Here is an 18,728-nt window from a genome sequence, read left to right as displayed (position 1 = left end):
GTCCCGGCATATGCTGCGGGGCTGACATCACTCCGAGACCCGCCATGTCCCGTCCGCTGCTCGCCGCCTCCCTGCTCGCGCTCGCCCTGGCCGCCTGCCAGGGGCAGGCCCCGACCACGCCGTCCAGCGACGCCGCCGCCGCGGCCGCGGTGGAGAGCGAGCAGGACCGCGCCTTCGCCGCGCTCGCAGCGCGCTTCCTCGACGAAGGCCTGGCACTGTCGCCGGTGTCGGCCACCCAGATCGGCGACCACCGCTTCGATGCCGAGCTCGACGACCTCAGCGCCGAAGGACGGCAGAAGGCCGCCGACTGGGCCCGCGACATGCTCGCCGGGCTCGATGCGATCGACAGCGCCGCGCTCTCGCGCGAGAACCAGGTCGATGCGCTGATCCTGCGCAACCACCTGGAGGGCTCACTCTGGGACCTCGAGACCATGCAGGGCTGGGCCTGGGACCCGCAGGCCTACAGCGGCCTGGCCGGCGGCGCGATCTACAGCCTGATGGCGCGCGAGTTCGCGCCGCTGTCCGAGCGCCTGAACGCCGCCGCCGCGCGCATGGAGAAGATCCCGGCCCTGCTGGCGCAGGCGCGCGAAAATCTCGATCCCGCGCGCGTTCCGAAGACCCATGCCGAGACCGTCGCCCGCCAGAACCGCGGCATCTTCACCCTGATCGATACCTTCATCACGCCGAACCTCGACCAGCTCGAGGGCGCTGAGCGCGAGCGCATGGACGCCGCCATCGTCGCCCTGCGCCCGGCGGTGGAAGAACACCAGGCCTGGCTCGACGGCACCCTGGTGCCTAATGCGAAGGGCGAGTTCCGGATCGGCGCCGAGCGCTACGACCAGAAGCTGCGCTTCTCGCTCAACTCATCGCTCTCGCGCCAGGAGATCCGCAGCCGCGCCGAAGCCGAACTGGCGCGCGTGCGCGGCGAGATGTACGACGTGGCCCGGGTCGTGCTGAAGGACGTCGAGGGCGCGCCGGAGACGCCCGACCAGCCCACCGCCGACCAGCAGCAGGCAGCGATCGAGGCCGCGATGGAGCTCGCCAACGAGGACCGCCCGGGCCGCGACGAGGTCGTCGACTTCGCCAGGTACACGCTGGACGTCGCCACCGACTTCGTGCGCGAACACGACATCGTGACCGTGCCCGACGACCCGGTGAAGATCATCCTGATGCCGGAGTTCCAGCGCGGCGTCGCCGTGGCCTACTGCGATTCGCCCGGCCCGCTCGACAAGGGCCTGGACACCTACTACGCGATCTCGCCGATCCCCGACGACTGGGACGACGCCCAGGTCACCTCGTTCCTGCGCGAATACAACAAGCGCATGATCCACGTGCTGTCGATCCACGAGGCGATGCCGGGGCACTACCTGGAGGGCGCGCATTCGGCGAACCATCCGTCCACGCTGCGCGCCGCGCTGCGCTCGGGCCCGTTCGCCGAGGGCTGGGCGGTTTACACCGAACGCGTGGTCGCCGACGCCGGCTACCTCGACAACGACCCGCTGTTCCGCCTGATGCAGCTGAAGTTCTACGCCCGCTCGGTGGGCAACGCGATCCTCGACCAGGGCATCCACGTCGACAACTGGACGAAGGAGCAGGCGATGGACCTCATGGTCCGCCAGACCTTCCAGCAGCAGAGCGAAGCCGAGGGCAAGTGGGTCCGTGCGCAGCTGTCCTCGACGCAGCTGGCGACCTACTTCGTCGGCGCGCAGGAGCACTTCGACATGCGCCGCGCGGCGGAGGAAAAGGCAGGCGCAGACTTCGACATGAAGCGCTACCACGACAGCGTGCTGGCCAAGGGCGCCCCACCGGTGCGCTTCGCCCGACAGCTGCTGCTCGACGAACCGATCCAGTAGGCCGAGCGCCCCTCGCAAGCAAGAGCGCGATCCCGCAAGCGTGCGGGAACCCCTTCCCCCGCTTGCGGGGGAAGAGCGTCGCTCTGCTACTTCTTTACCGGCTTCAGAAGCAGGTCGTGGAAGTCGAAGCTGAAATCGGTCAGCGGCGACACCGCCTCCATCGTCGCCTCCTGGACCTTGCCGTCATGGTCGAGCCGGAAGCTGACGAAGGCATCGGCGTTCAAGGTGCGGTCGCGCCAGCGCACGATGAAGCTGTCGTGCTGCCAGTGCTCCAGGTCGCCGACCAGCTGCGGGGTGCGGGTGAAGCGCATCTCCAGGCCCTTGCGTCCCTCGGCCACGACCACATCGCCGTACCAGCGGTCGCGGTAGGTGGCCGCATAGCCGCGCAGCGGCAGCGACGGCTGCGAACTGGCATCGCGCGCGGCGACGTGCTTCTTCCAGTCCTCCTCGGCGCGATCGCTGCCCTTGGCCAGCGCCGCGGAGTACGCCGCGACCCAGTCAGTCGCCGGCGCCTCCAGGTAGGCGTCGAGCACGTGCAGGGTGATGGCGTTGAAGGCCGCACCCACCTCCTGGTTGGTCAGCACCACCACGCCCAGGTCGAGCTCCGGCACGAGCGTCAGGCGCGAAACCATGCCCGGCCAGCCGCCGGTGTGCCAGACCAGCCTGCGGCCGCGGTAGTCGCTCAGGCTCCAGGCCTCGCCGTAGCCGGCGAAGTTGGGCTTCGTGGCCGCAAGCTCCGGTACCGCGGGCTCGCGAATCGGGATCGGCGTCACCAGTGACCACATCGCCTCGTGGCGCTTCGCGCTGAACAGGCGCTTCGCCCCCTCGCCCTCACCTTCAAGCACGCCGCCGTCGAGCTGCACGCGCATCCACTTCGCCATGTCGTTGACGCTGGAATAGATGCCGCCGGCGGCGGTGTTGTTCGACCACGACATCGCCGGCACCGGCTCCGGATCGCCGGTGAAGCCGGCGCGGGCATGGCCGGTGGCGACGTTGGTGTCGGTGGGGCGCAGCGCCTTGCTGTCGATGCGGGTGGCGGCCATGCCCACCGGCGTGAACAGGCGTTCGCGCACGAAGTCGGCATAGGCCTGCCCCGAAGCCTCTTCGATCACCAGCTGGGCCACGGCGTAGAGCACGTTGTCGTAGGCGTAGCGGTCGCGGAAGCCGCCCGAGATCGGCACGTTCGCGAGGCGCTCGACCACGTCGCGGGTGCTGTAGTCCGAGGGCGGCCAGAACAGCAGGTCGCCCGCGCCCAGGCCGAGGCCGCTGCGGTGCACCAGCAGGTCGCGGATGCGCATCTCGCGGGTGATGTAGGCATCGTCCATGCGGAACCAGGGCAGGTGGTCGATCACGCGGTCGTCCATCTTCAACTTGCCCTCGTCGGCCAGGATCGACAGCGAGGCCGACGTGAAGGCCTTGGTGATCGACGCGATCGAGAACAGGGTGTCGGCGTCCACCGCCTCGGGCCTGCCGACCTCGCGCTGGCCCCAGCCACCGGCGTACACCACCTCGCCGTCCTTCACCACGGCCACGGCGATGCCGGGCACCTTGAAGGCCTCGCGCACCGATTCGACCTGTGCGTCGAGGCCGGCCAGCGGCGGCGGCAGGTCCTGCGCAGCGGCGGCGAACGGCACCAGGGCCATGGGGGACAGCATGAGGGCGATGGCAGCAACGGTCGGCTTGCGCATGCAGGGGCACCTTCGGGGACAGCGGCCAGTATCGGTGCCAGCGGCGAGTGCGCCAAGCGTGCGCGCCGCCGGCTTGCCCGGCCGGCGCATTCACCGCTCCCGCGCGCGGATGCCGCGCCGCCGAAATGACGTCCGTCATGGCGCCGTGGTGGCCACTGTGCGAAGCTTGGCCAGACCCTCACGCATCCTTGGCCCACGCTCGCCAGGTGCCTGCCTGGCGAACCCGTTCCAGCAGGAGGATCCGCCATGACGTCACGACGAGAGTTCCTGTCCGTCGCCTCGCTCGCCGCCACCGGGATCGTGCTTTCGCCGCTGGTCGCATGCAGCCGCGAGGCCCCAACCACCGGCGCTGCAACCACCGCCACAGCCACGCCCGCACCCGCTACGGGCCCGATGCTGACCCGCCCCATACCCTCGACCGGCGAACAGCTGCCGGTGATCGGTGCCGGCACCTCGGGCAGCTACGAGGTCGCACTGGATTCGCAGGAATACCAGACGCTGAAGGACGTGGCGCGGATCTTCTTCGAAGGCGGTGGCAGCGTCATCGACACCTCGCCCAACTACAGCAACGCCGAGGACGTGGTCGGCGCCCTGCTCGATGAAGGCGGTTGGCGCGAACGCTGCTTCCTCGCCACCAAGCTCGCCGCCGACAGCCGCGCCGAACTGGAAGCACAGTGGGCCGACTCGCTGCGCCGCCTGCGCACCGATCGCGTGGAGCTGCTGGCCGTGCACAACCTGCGCAACCTGACCGAGGCCATGCCCTTCGCCCGCGAACTCAAGGAGCAGGGCCTGGTGAAGTACATCGGCCTGACCCACTACCTGACCAGCGCCCACGGCGAACTGCTGCAGGCGATGCAGGACGAGCAGCCGGACTTCATCCAGGTCAACTACTCGGTGAACTCGCCGGCCGCGGCCTCGCGACTGCTGCCGGCCGCGGCCGACCAGGGCGTGGCGGTGATGATCAACCGCGCCTTCGACGACGGCCGGCTGTTCGCCCGCGTCGGCGGGCGCGCACTGCCAGGCTGGGCGGCGGAGGCCGGCGTCACCTCCTGGTCGCAGATGTTCCTGAAGTTCGCGATCAGCCATCCTGCGGTGACCGTGGTCATCCCTGCCACCGGCAAATCGGACCGCCAGGCCGACCAGCTCAACGCCGGCCACGGCGAACTGCTGACCGCGGCGCAGCAGGAGGAACTGGTCGGGATGTTCAGCTGAATGATGGCGAACGGCATCCAGCGCTGGCTGCAGCGCGCGTTCAACGTGGAGGAAGACGAAGCCGGCGCAGTGGTCGCCGGCTTCGTCATGTTCTTCCTGCTGTTCGCGGGCTACTTCATGCTGCGGCCGGTCCGCGAGACCATGGGCATCGCCGGCGGCGTGCGCAACCTGCAGTGGCTGTTCACCGGCACCTTCGTGGCGACGCTGGCGGCGATGCCGCTGTTCGGCTGGATCGCCGGCCGCGTGCGCCGGCGGCACATCCTGTACTGGGTCTACGCCTTCTTCGTCGCCAACCTGCTGGCGTTCGCCGCCTGCTTCGCGCTGAAGCCCGGCGATCCCTGGATCGCACGCACGTTCTACATCTGGCTGTCGGTGTTCAACCTGATCGCGATCTCGGTGGCCTGGAGCGTGCTGGTGGACGTGTTCACCACGGCGCAGTCGAAGCGGCTGTTCGCGCTGATGGCCGGCGGCGCCAGCCTGGGTGGCCTGGTCGGGCCGATGCTGGGCGTGTTCCTGGTCGGCCCCCTGGGCTATACGGGGCTGTCGGTGCTGTCCGCGGCACTGCTGGCCGCGGCCGCGGTCGCGGCCAGGCGCGTCCACGCCTGGCGCGACGCACGCCCGCTACCCGCGGGCGCGGACATGCCCAGCCAGCGCCCGCTGGGCGGCAGCCCCTTTGCCGGCGCGGTCGACGTGCTGAAGTCGCCCTACCTGCTTGGCATCGGCGTCTTCGTGCTGCTGCTGGCCAGCGTCACCACCTTCCTCTATTTCGAGCAGGCGGCCCTGGTGGAGGCACGCTTCCCCGACCCCAAGGACCAGACCCGCGTCTTCGGCATCATCGACACCGTGGTGCAGACGCTGGCGATCGTGTCGCAGCTGTTCATCACCGGCCGCGTCGCGCGCAGCCTGGGCGTGGGCGTGCTGCTGGTGGCGGTACCGCTGGTGGTCGCGGGCGGCTTCCTGTGGCTGGCGTTCGCGCCCGTGTTCGCGGTGCTGGCGGTGGTGATGGTGGTGCGTCGCGCCGGCGAATACGCCTTCGTGCGCCCGGGCCGCGAGATGCTGTACACCGTGGTCGCGCCGGAAGCGAAGTACAAGGCCAAGAACTTCAACGACACCGTGGTCTACCGCGGCGCGGATGCGGTCAGCGGCTGGGTCAAGGCGGGCATCGACATGGTCGCGCAGCAGCCGGCGGTGGCGATGGTGATCGGCTCGGGCATCGCCCTGGTGTGGGCGGCGAACGGCGCCTGGCTGGCCCGTGCCCAGCGCCGACTTTCCTCCTGAAGGGCGGATGGGGCGGAACTTGCGGGGAAGAAGGTCGGCGGATCCGGGATAATCACGCTCCCGTCCACGGCGCCACGCCATGACCCCGACTGCCAAGGCCCAGCTGCAGATCCACCTCTGCGTCCTGCTCTGGGGCTTCACCGCCATCCTCGGCAAGCTGATCACGCTGCCGGCGCTGCCACTGGTGTGGTGGCGGATGCTCCTGGTGGCCGCGGCGCTGGCCCTGCTGCCGCGGGTCTGGCGCGGGCTGCGCGCGCTGCCGCGGAGGCTGCTGCTGTCCTACGCCGGCATCGGCGTGCTGGTGGCCCTGCACTGGCTGACCTTCTACGGCTCGGTGAAGCTGGCCAACGCCTCGGTGGCGGCGACCTGCATGGCGCTGGCCACGGTGTTCGTGGCGATGATCGAGCCGAAGCTCGCGAAGCGGCGTTTCTCGCGTGCCGAACTGGCGCTGGGGATCGGCGTACTCCCCGGCGTGGCCCTGGTGGTCGGCGGCATTCCCGACGGCATGCGCATCGGCGTGGCCGTCGGCGCGCTGTCGGCGCTGTTCGTGGCCCTGTTCGGTTCGCTCAACAAGCGCCTGGTCGAACACGCCGACCCGCTGGTGGTGACGGCGGTGGAGCTGGGCGCCGGCGCCATCGCGCTGACCCTGCTCGCGCCGCTGATGCCCTACCTGTTCCCGGCCCTGGCCGGGCCGCTGTTCGTGCTGCCCGGCGCGGCGGATGCCGGCTACCTGCTGCTGCTCGCCTTCGCCTGCACCCTGTTTCCGTTCGCGTTGTCGCTGGTGGCACTGCGGCACATGAGCGCGTTCTCGGCGCAGCTCGCGGTCAATCTGGAGCCGATCTACGCCATCGTGCTGGCGATCGTGCTGCTGTCCGAGCAGCAGGAGCTGAGCCTGCCCTTCTACCTGGGCGTGGCGATCATCCTCGGCGCGGTGCTGCTGCACCCGGTGCTGGCGCGGCCGCGACGGATCACGCACCCGGAAGCCCTGGCCGTCGGCGAGTCGCGCGACGTGACAGACTGAGCGCATGTACCTCGGGCACTACGGGCTCGCCGAGCCGCCGTTCTCGATCACGCCGGACCCGCGCTTCGTCTTCCTCGGCGAACGCCACCGCGACGCGCTCGCGCACCTGCTGTTCGGCATCACCCAGGGCGGCGGCGGCGGTTTCGTGCAGCTGACCGGCGAGGTCGGCACCGGCAAGACCACGCTCAGCCGGCTGCTGCTGGGCCAGCTGCCGGACAACGCGCGCGTGGCCCTGGTGCTCAACCCTCGCCAGGATCCGGTGCAGCTGCTGGAAACGGTGTGCGAGGAGCTGCACATCGACATCGACGGCCGCCGCGGCAACGCCAAGGCCCTGGTCGATGCGCTCAACGCCCACCTGCTCGAGGCCTACGCCCAGGGCCTGCGCGTGGTGCTGGTGATCGACGAGGCGCAGGCGCTGCCGGTGGAGACGCTGGAACAGGTGCGCCTGCTGACCAATCTCGAAACCGACACCCAGAAGCTGCTGCAGATCATCCTGGTCGGGCAGCCCGAGCTGCGCGACATGCTCGCCGAGCCGGGACTGCGGCAGCTGGCGCAGCGCATCACCGCGCGCTTCCACCTGACACCGCTCGACGTTGCCGGCACCACCGCCTACCTGCGCCACCGCTTCCGCGTGGCCGGCGGCCAGCATTTCCCCTTCGACGACGGCGCGGTGCAGCGCATCCACCTGCGCAGCGGCGGCATCCCGCGGCTGGTGAACGTGATCGCCGAACGCAGCCTGCTCGCCGGCTACGCGCGCGATCGCGCCGGCATCGACGCGGCGCTCGTCGAGGAAGCCGCGCGCGAGGCGCTGCCGCCCTCGGCGGCCACGGGCGCACGCGGACGGCGCTGGCTGCCGGTGGCCGCGGGGCTCGGGATCACGGCCGCGCTGGCGGTGGGTCTTGCCGCACTCCTGTCTCCGCCGAACGGCAGCGATGACCACGCCGACGGCGAAACAATGCCCGCGCCTGCGGAATCTGACGCCGCCCGGGCGGCTGCGGCCGCTGGCGGTGGCGGTGGCGTCGCAGACGCTGACGGCCACACATCCGGGACCATGCCCGAGGCAGGCGCCGCGACAGCATCGGCGCCCTCGCTCCCGGTCGATCCCGAGGGTTTCGACGTACGTATCCGTGCCGCCACCCACCCAGCGGCCAGCGAAGCCGCCTGGCAGGCGATGCTTGCCGCCTGGGGCCTGCCGCAGACGCCCGACGATGCACGGGCCGCCAGCGCCTGCTCGCCGGTGCTCGCCGCCGGCACCTACTGCGTCCGCGGCACGGCGCACCTGGATCGGCTGCTGGCGATCGGCCGCCCCGCCCTGCTGGAGCTTTCGGCGGATGGCGAAAGCGCACGCGCCCTGCTGCTGGGCAGCGACGGCCGCAGCGTGCGCCTGCTGCTCGACCACTCACTGATCGACGTCGAGCGCGCGAGCCTGCAGCGCGCGTGGAACGGACGCTACGCCGCGGTCTGGCGCGCCTCGACCGATCTGGTGCCACCGCCCGCCCGCGGCTCGCATGGCGAGGCCATCGACTGGCTGCGCGAGCGCCTGGTGCGCGAGGGCGTCGCCAGCCCCATGCCTGCGGGTACGCCCTTCGACGCTGCCCTGGCCGACTCGGTGCGCCGCTTCCAGCGCGCGCGCGGCCTCACCGTGGACGGCGTGGTCGGCCCCGAGACCCTGTTCGCGCTGGCCGCCGGCGACGCCGGCCCGCGCCTGGCCCGACGCCTGGACTGAGGCCCGCGCATGTCCCTGATCCTCGAAGCCCTGCGCAAGTCCGAAGCCGAGCGACGTCGCGGCGACGCACCCGACCTGCGCGTGGAACTGCCGCCAGCCGCGGTGCCGAAGCGCCGCACCCTGCCGGCGCTGGCCTGGATCACCGGCGTCGCGCTGCTGGCGCTGTTCGTGCTGGCTTTCCTGTGGCCGCGTGACGGCGGCGAAAGCGGCGCCGATGCACCCGTCGACAGCGCCCCCCGCATCGCGGAAGCCCCCAACGCCTCCGCGGCCGGAGTACCGGACGGCGCGCCCGCCATCGATGCCGACGCCTTCCCGCGCGTCGACCGCATCCAGCCGTACGACGACACGCCTCCCGCCCCACCGCCCACCGCCGTGCGCACCGAGGCCGGCGCGGCTGCCGAAGCCGAAGACGAGGCCGGAACCACGCCGCTGGCCGGATCGCCCCAGGCCGTGCCCCCTGCCGCCGCGCCCACGCCGGCACCGGAAACCGTGGCTCCCCTGCCCGCTCCCGCACCCGGCACTGAACCCGGGCCCGCCACTCCCGCTCCGCCACCGCGGACCACCACCATCCCGCGCATCGCCGAACTCGTCCCCAGCCAGCGCCAGCGCCTGCCGGCGATGAAGCTCAGCATGCACATGTGGAACGAGGACCCATCGCGCCGCTTCGCCGTGGTCGACGGCCAGCGCAAGGTGGAGGGCGACCGCGTCGGTGACGCCACCATCACCGCCATCGACCGCGAGGGCCTGCTGCTGGACCTCGACGGGCAGGCCGTCCGCGTCCCGATGCCCTGATCCGGCCGACACCACGCCATTGCACCCGCTGCGCTACGCTTCCAGCTGGACAGTCCACGGAACCTGCATGCACGCCATCGATTTCGAGCTGGAAGGCGACTACGTCGAACTCAATCAGTTGCTCAAGCTCGCCGGCCTGTGCGACAGCGGCGGCGCCGGCAAGGCGCTGGTCGCCTCGGGCGCGGTGCGCGTGGACGGCGTGGTGGAGTCGCGGAAGACGGCCAAGATCCGCGCCGGCCAGGTGGTAGTGCTGGGCGATGCCGAGGTGCGCGTCCACGCGGAGGCCGCGACGTGACCGCCCTGCTGGTCGCGGCGCTGCTGCTGGCTGCGCTGGTCGCCTGGGCGGTGGTTGCCTACAACCGCCTGGTACGGCTGCGCAACCAGGTCGCCACCGCCTGGTCGGACATCGACGTGCAGCTGCAGCGCCGGCATGACCTGGTGCCGCAGCTGGTCGCCGCGGTGAAGGGCTATGCCGCGCACGAGAGTGCGGTGCTGGAGGCGGTGACAGCGCTGCGCAGCCGCGCGCTGGGCCTGCAGGACCCGGCCGAGCTGGGCCAGGTGGAGGCCGAACTGGAGCAGGCGCTCGGCCGCCTGCTGCTGCTGCGCGAGGCCTATCCCGACCTCAAGGCCAACGAGAACTTCGCCCGCCTGCAGGCCGACCTGGGGGACGTCGAGGAACACCTGCAGTACGCGCGCCGCTTCTACAACGGCGCCGTGCGCGACCTCAACGACGGCGTGCAGCGGGTGCCCGACGTGCTGGTGGCACGCAGCTTCGGCTTCCGCGAGGCCGCCTTCTTCCAGGCCGCGGCCGACAGCCGGGCGGCGCCCGTCGTGGAACTGCAGCGATGAGGCGCGCGGCCACGACCTGCCTGGCGTGGCTGCTTGCCGTGGCGCTGCTGGCGCTGCCTGCGCTGGCCGCCGCCAGCGAACGGATCCTTTCCTACGACATCACCGTCGACATCCAGGCCGACGGTTCGATCGACGTCACCGAACACATCCGCGTGCGTGCCGAAGGCCGCAACGTCCGCCGCGGCATCTACCGTGATTTTCCGACCCGCTATCGGGACGCCCGGGGCAACAACATCGTGGTCGGCTTCAAGGTGGTCGGCGTCGAACGCGACGGCCGCCCCGAACCCTGGTTCACCGAGGGCCGGCACAACGGTGTGCGGATCAACACCGGCAATGACGACCTGCTGCCGGTGCCTGTCGACACCACCTACACCCTGCGCTACCGCACCACCCGCCAGCTGGGCTTTTTCGAAGACCACGACCAGCTGTACTGGAACGCCATCGGCCAGGGCTGGGACTTCGTGATCGATTCCGGCAGCGTCGAAGTGCGCCTGCCGCAGCCGGTGCCTGCGGACCAGTTGGCGAGCGACGGCTACTCGGGGCGCTATGGCACGCGCGGGCGCGACTTCGAGGCCCGCGTCACCGGACCGGGCGTGGCGCGCTGGACACTCACCCACCCGCTGCAGGCGCGCGAAGGCCTGACCGTCGTGCTGTCCTTTCCCAAGGGGATCGTCACCCCGCCCACGCAGGCGGAGAAGATCGCATGGCTGCTGCGCGACAACCTCTCGCTGCTGGCCGCGCTGGCCGGCCTGCTCGCGCTGCTTGCGTACACGATCGTGCGCTGGCGGGCCGTCGGGCGCGACCCCGCGCCGGGCGTGGTCATCGCCCGCTACGAGCCGCCACGCGACGAATCACCGGCGGCCCTGCGCTACATGGTGCGACGCAGCTACGACACCACCTGCATGTCCGCGGACCTGCTGGCCTGTGCGGTGAAGGGCGCGCTCTCGATCGAGCACAGCGAACGCGCCCTGCTCGGCGACCGCTGGACCCTGCGCCGCAGCGGCGTGCCGGCCTCGGCCATCGGCAACGACGACGAGCGCCGCCTGCTCGAGGCCCTGCTGCCGCCCTCGCGCGCGCGCCTGGAGCTGGACAAGGACAACGCCAGCCACATGCAGGCGGCGATCGGCAAACACAGCCGGGGCCTGTCGAAGCGCTTCAAGCCGGCAATGTTCCGCCACAACGGCGGCAGCATCGCGGTGGCGGCGGCGATCTTCATCGTAACGTTCCTGGCGACCCTGCTGATGGCCGCGGCGAGCAACGGCGGCGGCATGCCCTGGGCGATCGCGCCGCTGGCGCTGTCGCTGGTGGTGCTGATCGTGTTCGCGCTGCTGATCGGCGCGCCGACGCCCGAGGGGCGCCGGCTGCTGGACGAGATCGAAGGCTTCAAGCGCTACCTGTCGGTGGCCGAGCAGGACGACCTCGCACGACTCGAAGGCCCGTCCGGTGACCGCCCGCCGCCGCTGGACGCGGCGCGCTTCGAGGCCCTGCTGCCCTATGCGGTCGCTCTCGGCGTGGAGAAGGCCTGGACCGCGAAGTTCACCGCCGCCGTGGGCACCGCCGCAGCGGCCGCGGCCACCGCGGGCATCGCCTGGTACCACGGTGGCAGCGGGCGGATGACCGACATCGGGCGCTTCACCAACTCGATCGGCAGCACGCTGAGCTCGCAGATTTCCTCCTCGTCCACGCCGCCGGGCAGCAGTTCCGGCTCGGGCGGTGGCGGCTTTTCCGGCGGCGGTGGCGGCGGTGGAGGTGGCGGTGGCCGCTGAGGACCCGCGACGCCGCGGCCTGTTCGGCTGGTTCGAGTCGCGCCTGGAGCCCTTCCCCGACGCGCCGCCGCGGCAGCCGCCGCAGGGCCTGGTCGCGTTCTGCCTGCACTACACCCGCGGCGCCGGCGGCTGGCTGGCGCTGATGGCGGTGCTCGGCGCGCTGATCGCGGTCGCCGAGCTGGGGCTGTACGTCTACCTCGGCGCCATCGTCGACCGCCTGGGCGAACACACCCCGGCCACCTTCCTGGCAGCCGAAGGCACGCGCCTGGCGTGGATGGCGCTGCTGGTCGCCGTCGGCCTGCCGCTGCTGGTGTTCGTCGACAACCTGGTCCAGCTGCAGGTGCTGCTGGGCAACTTCCCGATGCGCATCCGCTGGAACGTGCACCGCTACCTGCTGCGGCAGTCGATGGGCTATTTCCAGGACGAGTTTGCCGGCCGCATCTCCACCAAGCTGATGCAGACCTCGCTGGCGGTGCGCGAGACCGTGATCAAGCTGCTCGACGTCGGCGTGTACATCTGCGTCTACGTCTTCGGCGCGATGGTCGCGGTGGCCGCCGCGGACTGGCGGCTGATGCTGCCCTTCGCCGGTTGGGCGATCGGCTATGCGCTGCTGATGTACTACTTCGTGCCGCGCATGGAGCGCGTCTCGCGCGAACAGGCCGACGCCCGCTCGGACATGACCGGGCGCATCGTCGACAGCTACACCAACATCGCCACCGTGAAGCTGTTCTCGCACTCGCGGCGCGAGCAGGCCTACGCGCGCGAGGCCATGGACGGCTTCCTCGGCACCGTCTACCGGCAGATGCGCCTGGCCACGCGCGTGGGCGCGGGCAACTACGCGCTCAACATGGCGCTGGTGTTCGCGGTCGCCGGCATCGGCCTGTGGCTGTGGATGGACGGCGCCATCGGTGCCGGCGCGGTGGCGGTGGGCGTCGCGCTGGCGCTGCGCCTGGTCGGCATGAGCCAGTGGATCATGTGGGAGCTGTCGGCGCTGTTCGAGAACATCGGCACCGTGCAGGACGGCATCAACTCGATCTCGCTGCCGCCGACCGTGGACGATGCGCCGGGCGCACCGGAGCTTCCCGCAGTGTCGGGCGACATCCGCTTCGAGGGCGTGGGCTTCCACTACGGCAAGGGTTCGGGCGTGATCGAACGCCTGGACCTGCACGTGCGCCCGGGCGAGCGCATCGGCGTGATCGGCCGCTCCGGCGCGGGCAAGTCGACGCTGGTGAACCTGCTGCTGCGCTTCCACGACGTCGAGAGCGGGCGGATCCTGGTCGACGGCATCGACATCGCCAGCGTGCAGCAGGACAGCCTGCGCGCGCGCATCGGCGTGGTCACCCAGGACACTTCGCTGCTGCACCGCTCGGTGCGCGAGAACATCCTCTACGGCCGGCCGGACGCGGACGAAGCCGAACTGGTCGAGGCCGCGCGCCAGGCCGAGGCCCACGACTTCATCCAGGAACTGGTGGATTCGAAGGGCCGGCGCGGCTACGACGCCCAGGTCGGCGAGCGCGGCGTGAAGCTGTCCGGCGGCCAGCGCCAGCGCATCGCCATCGCCCGCGTGCTGCTCAAGGACGCGCCGATCCTGGTGCTGGACGAGGCGACCTCGGCGCTGGATTCCGAAGTCGAGGCCGCGATCCAGGGCAACCTGTACCGGCTGATGGAAGGCAAGACGGTGATCGCCATCGCCCACCGCCTGTCGACGATCGCGGCGATGGACCGGCTGGTGGTGATGGACCGCGGCGCGATCGTCGAACAGGGCACGCACGAGGAACTCGTGGCGCAGGGCGGCATCTACGCGCAGCTGTGGCGGCGGCAGTCGGGCGGATTCCTGGCCGATTCGGATCCCGGCTGAGTCTGGATCCTGGCGACGTCAGTGCGTGCCGCTGGCCGCGGCGGCCGGCAGCTCCGTGGCCGGCAACGCGACGGCGCTGCTGTCCACCGACACCGCATCCCCGCCCACCGGCGCCTCGGCCTCGGGCGCCGGCGCGCGGCGCTGGAAGAACGCGCTGCGCACCGCGTCGAACTCGCTCATCGGGCTGTCGTCGGGGCAGGTCCCGTCCGGGAAGCCGAACTGCTCACGCAGCGCCAGGCCGCAGTCGTTGAGCTCCTCGAGCTCGCGGTCGGGCATCTTGCACTGGCGGTCGAAGCTGCGCTGGAAGGCATCGCGGCGGCGCACGAAGTCCTCGCCACACTTGCGCATCAGCTGCAGCCGGTCGAGGTCGTCCTGCGCAGGATTGGTGCCGTCCAGGCCATATTCCAGCAATTCTTCGGCCGTGAGCAGGCGCAGGTTGCGGTTGGGCACCGCCATCATCATGTCGGCCACCGCCACCGCCACGCCGTTGCGCGCCAGGTACTCCTTGACCCGTCCGTAGACGGCCTGAAGCTCCTCGTTGAGCTGCGCGCGCGAGGTCGCCGTGGAGCTCATGCGGATGATGCGGTGGATGCCGACCGGCCCCGAGATCATGCGCACGTCGCCGGCGCCGAGGATCAGGACGCAAGCGCTGTGGCAGCTCGCGCCCTCGCGCACCCAGATCGTCCAGCCCGAGGCGCCGATGGCGTCGCCGGCCTTGATCGCGTCCTCCACCTGGCCGCCGCTGGAATCGATGTCGAGCACGCGCTTGCCGATCTCCATGCGGTCGGCGATCGCGGCCACGCGCTCGACCAGCGCGTGGAAGCCGGCGTTGATCTTGCCCTGGTAGCGCAGGCGCAGCAGGCCGACCTCCTGGCAGGGCTTGAGCGCATCGGCGACGCTGAGGAAGGACAGGTTGGTGAGCGCCTCGCCGTCGCCCGCGCTGGCGTAGTCGAGCTCGCAGCTGATCGCGGCGCTGCCGTCGGCCAGCGCGGCTTCGGGCCAGTCGGTGCCCTTGCGCACGTCATAGGGCCTGGGCGCGGCCTCGACCGGGGCGGAGATGAACTCACCGGCGCCATTGGCCTCTGTGACCTCCGCCTCCACCGGCGCTGCAGGCGGCTCGGGCGGCTGCGCGGTGCAGCCGGCCAGCAGAACGCACAGGACGATGGCGCGGAGCGGGAGCGGCATGGACGGTGACGGCACGGGCATGGCCCCACAGTCTATGGCCTGTCCGGCACCGCGAAACCAACGCCGCGTGAACCCCTGTCCCGGCGCAGCGCTCCCGGCGGCATGCTCCCGCGCCTCAGTGGAAATCCCGGGATTCCGCACGCAGGCCGCCCAGCAGCGGCGACAGGTCCTCCAGGTGCGCGGCCACCAGGTGGTCCACGCCGTCCACCCGCTCCCAGCGGCCGCGCACGGCCAGCAGGGTCGAACCCAGCAGCGCCCTGCGCCCGCGCTCGGCCACCCGCGGCCAGACGATCACGTTCACCATGCCGGCCTCGTCCTCCAGGGTGACGAAAATGGTGCCACTGGCGGTCTGCGGCCGCTGCCGCTGGGTGACCAGGCCTGCGATGGCGACGTGGCTGCCGTGGCGGCGGTCGCGCAGGGTCTGCGAATCGAGGAGCCGGCGCGCACGCAGCTGCCCGCGCAGCAGGGCCAGCGGATGCTGGCGCAGGCTCAGGCCGAGCGCGCGGTAGTCGGACAGCACGTCCTCGCCGCTGGAAGGTGCCGGCAGCGCGACCGCATCCTCCTCCGGGCTGCCCGGCAGCAGCGGCCGCTGGCGCTCGATGCCGGCCACGATCCAGCGCACCTCGTTGCGATGACCGGCAAGTGACTGCAGCGCGCCGGCTTCGGCGAGCGCGGTGCGGGATTTTTCGTCGAGGCCGGCGCGGCGGCAGAGGTCGGGGATGTCGCGGAAGGGGGATTGGGCGCGGGCGGCGAGGACGGCCTGGGCGGCGGCTTCGGAGAGGCCCTGAATCATGCGCAGGCCGAGGCGGAGGGAGAGGGGGAAGGTGCCCGAAGGGCGGATGGGGGCAAGCCCGCGGGAAATCTCCAGCGTGCAATCCCACCCGCTGCAGGCCACATCCACCGGCCGCACCTCCACGCCCGGCCGCGCGGCCTTGCCGCGGCGCGCGTCCTGCACGATCTGGCTGGGCGAATAGAACCCCATCGGCTGCGAGTTCAGCAGCGCGCAGGCGAACGCCGCCGGCTCGTGGCGCTTCAGCCAGCAGCTGGCGTAGACCAGCACCGCGAACGAGGCGGCGTGGCTCTGCGGGAAGCCGTAGGAACCGAAGCCCTTGATCTGCTCGAAGATCTGGTCGATGAACTCCGAGGCGTAGCCCTGCTTCTCCATCAGCTCGCGGATGCGCTGGCGGTGCGGTTCCATGTCGCCGCCGTGGCGCCACGCGGCCATCGAACGGCGTAGGCCGTCGGCTTCCTCGGGCGAGTAGCCGGCGTGGATCACCAGCTCCATCACCTGCTCCTGGAACAGCGGCACGCCCAGCGTGGGCCCGAGGATCTCCCTGATGCCCGGCGAGGGGTACACCACCGGCTCCTGGCCCATGCGCCGGCGCAGGTAGGGATGCACCATGTCGCCCTGGATCGGGCCCGGGCGCACGATGGCCACTTCCACCACCAGGTCGTAGAAGGTCGCAGGCTTCAGCCGCGGCAGCATCGCCATCTGCGCGCGCGATTCGATCTGGAACACGCCGACGGTGTCGGCGCGCTGGATCATGGCGTAGGTCGGGGTGTCCTCCTTCGGGATCGTGGCCAGTTCCAGCGCGCGGCCGCGGTGCACGCGCACCAGGTCCAGCGCCTTGCGGATGCAGGTCAGCATGCCCAGTGCCAGGCAGTCGACCTTGAGCAGGCCCAGGGCTTCGAGGTCGTCCTTCTCCCACTGGATGATGGTGCGGTCGGCCATGGCCGCATTCTCCACCGGCACCAGGTTCCACAGCGGCGCGTCGGAGATCACGAAGCCGCCAACGTGCTGCGACAGGTGCCGCGGCTTGCCGCGCAGCATCGTGGTTACCGCGAGGATGCGTGCGACGAGCGGGTTGTCGATGTCGAAGCCGGCATCGGCCAGGCGCGTCTCCATCGGCGTCTCGCCGTTGCCCCAGCCGAAGCAGCCGGCCAGCAGCGCCACCTGGTCGGGCGGCAGGCCGAAGGCCTTGGCCACGTCGCGCACCGCGCTTTTTCCCCGGTAGCGGATCACGGTCGCGGCCAGCGCGGCGCGCTCGCGGCCGTACTTGGCGTAGACGTACTGCATCACCTCCTCGCGCCGCTCGTGCTCGAAGTCGACGTCGATGTCCGGCGGCTCCTTGCGCTCCTTCGACAGGAAGCGCGCCATCAGCAGCCGGCTTTCGGCGGGATCCACCGCGGTGATGCCGAGCGCGTAGCAGACCGCCGAGTTGGCCGAGGAGCCGCGCCCCTGGCAGAGGATGTTCCGGCTGCGCGCGAAGCGGACGATGTCTTCCACGGTGAGGAAGAAGGCTTCGTATCCCAGCTCGGCGATCAGGGCGAGCTCCTCCTCGATCTGCGCCACGACCTTCGGCGGCGTGCCCCCGGGCCAGCGCTGCGCCATGCCGGCCCGGGTGAGCGCGCGCAGGTGGCTGGCCGGCGTCTCGCCCGGCGGCACCAGCTCGGCCGGATAGGTGTAGCGCACTTCGGCCATCGAGAACCGGCAGCGCCGCGCCAGCGCGGCGGCGTTGTCCAGCAGCACGCGCGGGAAGATGTTGCCCAGCGTGTAGCGGTGGCGCAGGTGGCGCTCGCCGTTGCGGAACAGGTGGGCCCCGGCCTCGGCCAGCGGCAGGCCGTGGCGGATCGCGGTCACGGTGTCCTGCAGCACGCGCTGGCGGCGGGTGGCCATGTGCACGTCGCCGGCGGCGAGCGGCACGAGGTCGAGCGCTTCGGCCAGCGCGAGCAGGCGCGCGAGGCGCGCGGCATCGTCGTCCTCGCGGTGCAGCTCGACGGCGAGATGCGCGCGTTCGCCGAAGACGCGGCGCAGCCAGGCGCCCTCGGCCGGGTCGGGATCACGGCCGGGCAGCCAGAGCGCGAAGAGTCCGCAGGGGGATTCCGCGCCTGTTGTGCCCGCTGCGTCTGATGCATCGGCGGCCCCTGCAGGAGCGGCGGCGGTGGCGGCGGAAAGCGCGGCTTCGACGTCGGGGCGGGAGAGACGGTACTCACCCTTCGGCGCCGCGCGGCGCGCGATCGTGATCAAGCGGCACAGCTGCGCGTAGCCCGCGGCGTCCTCCACCAGCAGCACCAGGCGCAGGCCGTCGTCGAGCCGGAACTCCGCGCCCACCACCAGCCTCACCCCGGTGATCTTCGCCGCCTCGTGCGCGCGCACGATGCCGGCCAGCGAACACTCGTCGGTGATCGCCAGCGCCTCGTAGCCGCACTGCGCGGCGCGGGTGAACAGTTCCTCGGCGCTGGCCGCGCCGCGCAGGAAGCTGAAGTCGGACAGGCAGTGGAGTTCGGCGTAGGACGGCAGTTCCTGCGTCGTCCTTGCAGGAGCGGCTATGGCCGCGAAGCTTTTGGCGCCGTCCGGGTCGTTCGCGGCCTGGCACCGCATTTGCAACTGCATCTGCCGCTGCATGCGCACGATGCGCGGCGCACGTGCACCCGGCGTATCCGGCGCCACGCCCGGGGGCAGGTCGTCATGGTCGTCATCGCGGCTCATGGCGGGCCGC

General features: G+C 71.2%; 13 protein-coding genes. 10 read left to right on the top strand and 3 right to left on the bottom strand.

Annotation, left to right across the window (positions count from 1 at the left end; translation table 11 throughout):
* Positions 1-44 precede the first annotated feature (44 nt).
* A complete protein-coding gene (locus tag E2170_RS03650) occupies positions 45-1,853 on the top strand; it encodes a DUF885 domain-containing protein (protein ID WP_132999269.1) in 1,809 nt (602 codons plus the stop codon).
* Positions 1,854-1,939: 86 nt separating this feature from the next.
* Here the strand turns inward: E2170_RS03650 and E2170_RS03645 are convergent, their stop codons facing one another.
* Positions 1,940-3,541, bottom strand: coding sequence for a serine hydrolase (locus E2170_RS03645; protein WP_484496900.1), 1,602 nt, complete (start codon positions 3,539-3,541; stop codon positions 1,940-1,942).
* A 246-nt stretch (positions 3,542-3,787) separates the two neighbouring features.
* Between E2170_RS03645 and E2170_RS03640 the strand changes: the two genes are divergently transcribed.
* The 9 genes from E2170_RS03640 (at position 3,788) to E2170_RS03600 (ending at position 14,043) form a co-directional block, all read left to right on the top strand.
* Complete coding sequence (locus tag E2170_RS03640) at positions 3,788-4,753, top strand: aldo/keto reductase (protein WP_132999268.1); 966 nt, start codon at positions 3,788-3,790, stop codon at positions 4,751-4,753.
* Positions 4,754-6,031 carry an NTP/NDP exchange transporter gene (locus tag E2170_RS03635; protein ID WP_207914910.1) on the top strand — a complete coding sequence of 426 codons (1,278 nt, stop codon included), beginning with the start codon at positions 4,754-4,756 and terminating at the stop codon, positions 6,029-6,031.
* 79 nt (positions 6,032-6,110) lie between these two features.
* Entirely contained in the window at positions 6,111-7,052 is a 942-nt protein-coding gene (locus E2170_RS03630) for a DMT family transporter (protein WP_132999267.1), read from the top strand.
* Between the two features lie 4 nt (positions 7,053-7,056).
* Positions 7,057-8,778, top strand: a complete 1,722-nt coding sequence (locus E2170_RS03625; RefSeq protein ID WP_132999266.1) for an ExeA family protein — start codon at positions 7,057-7,059, stop codon at positions 8,776-8,778.
* Positions 8,779-8,787: 9 nt separating this feature from the next.
* Complete coding sequence (locus E2170_RS03620) at positions 8,788-9,570, top strand: general secretion pathway protein GspB (RefSeq protein WP_132999265.1); 783 nt, start codon at positions 8,788-8,790, stop codon at positions 9,568-9,570.
* Between the two features lie 67 nt (positions 9,571-9,637).
* On the top strand, positions 9,638-9,865 hold the full coding sequence (locus tag E2170_RS03615) for an RNA-binding S4 domain-containing protein (RefSeq protein WP_132999264.1): 228 nt from the start codon (positions 9,638-9,640) through the stop codon (positions 9,863-9,865).
* Positions 9,862-10,419, top strand: coding sequence for a LemA family protein (locus E2170_RS03610; protein ID WP_207914909.1), 558 nt, complete (start codon positions 9,862-9,864; stop codon positions 10,417-10,419). The genes E2170_RS03615 and E2170_RS03610 overlap by 4 nt, the downstream gene beginning before the upstream one ends.
* Positions 10,416-12,185 carry a DUF2207 domain-containing protein gene (locus tag E2170_RS03605; protein WP_132999263.1) on the top strand — a complete coding sequence of 590 codons (1,770 nt, stop codon included), beginning with the start codon at positions 10,416-10,418 and terminating at the stop codon, positions 12,183-12,185. Before E2170_RS03610 ends, E2170_RS03605 begins: the two co-directional genes overlap by 4 nt.
* 19 nt (positions 12,186-12,204) lie before the next feature.
* The gene (locus tag E2170_RS03600; RefSeq protein WP_132999993.1) at positions 12,205-14,043 is read left to right on the top strand and encodes an ABC transporter ATP-binding protein; all 1,839 of its coding nucleotides are present in this window, start codon (positions 12,205-12,207) and stop codon (positions 14,041-14,043) included.
* A gap of 18 nt (positions 14,044-14,061) precedes the next feature.
* Here E2170_RS03600 and E2170_RS03595 read toward each other — a convergent pair whose 3' ends face one another.
* On the bottom strand, positions 14,062-15,228 hold the full coding sequence (locus E2170_RS03595) for a COG3904 family protein (protein WP_132999262.1): 1,167 nt from the start codon (positions 15,226-15,228) through the stop codon (positions 14,062-14,064).
* Between the two features lie 115 nt (positions 15,229-15,343).
* Positions 15,344-18,718, bottom strand: a complete 3,375-nt coding sequence (locus E2170_RS03590) for an error-prone DNA polymerase (RefSeq protein WP_132999261.1) — start codon at positions 18,716-18,718, stop codon at positions 15,344-15,346.
* Positions 18,719-18,728: the final 10 nt, after the last annotated feature.

Source organism: Luteimonas arsenica (genome assembly GCF_004352825.1).
GTDB classification, from domain to species: domain Bacteria; phylum Pseudomonadota; class Gammaproteobacteria; order Xanthomonadales; family Xanthomonadaceae; genus Luteimonas; species Luteimonas arsenica.
Note: the sequence above shows the minus strand (reverse complement) of the source record. Positions and strands in the feature narration are given on the sequence as shown.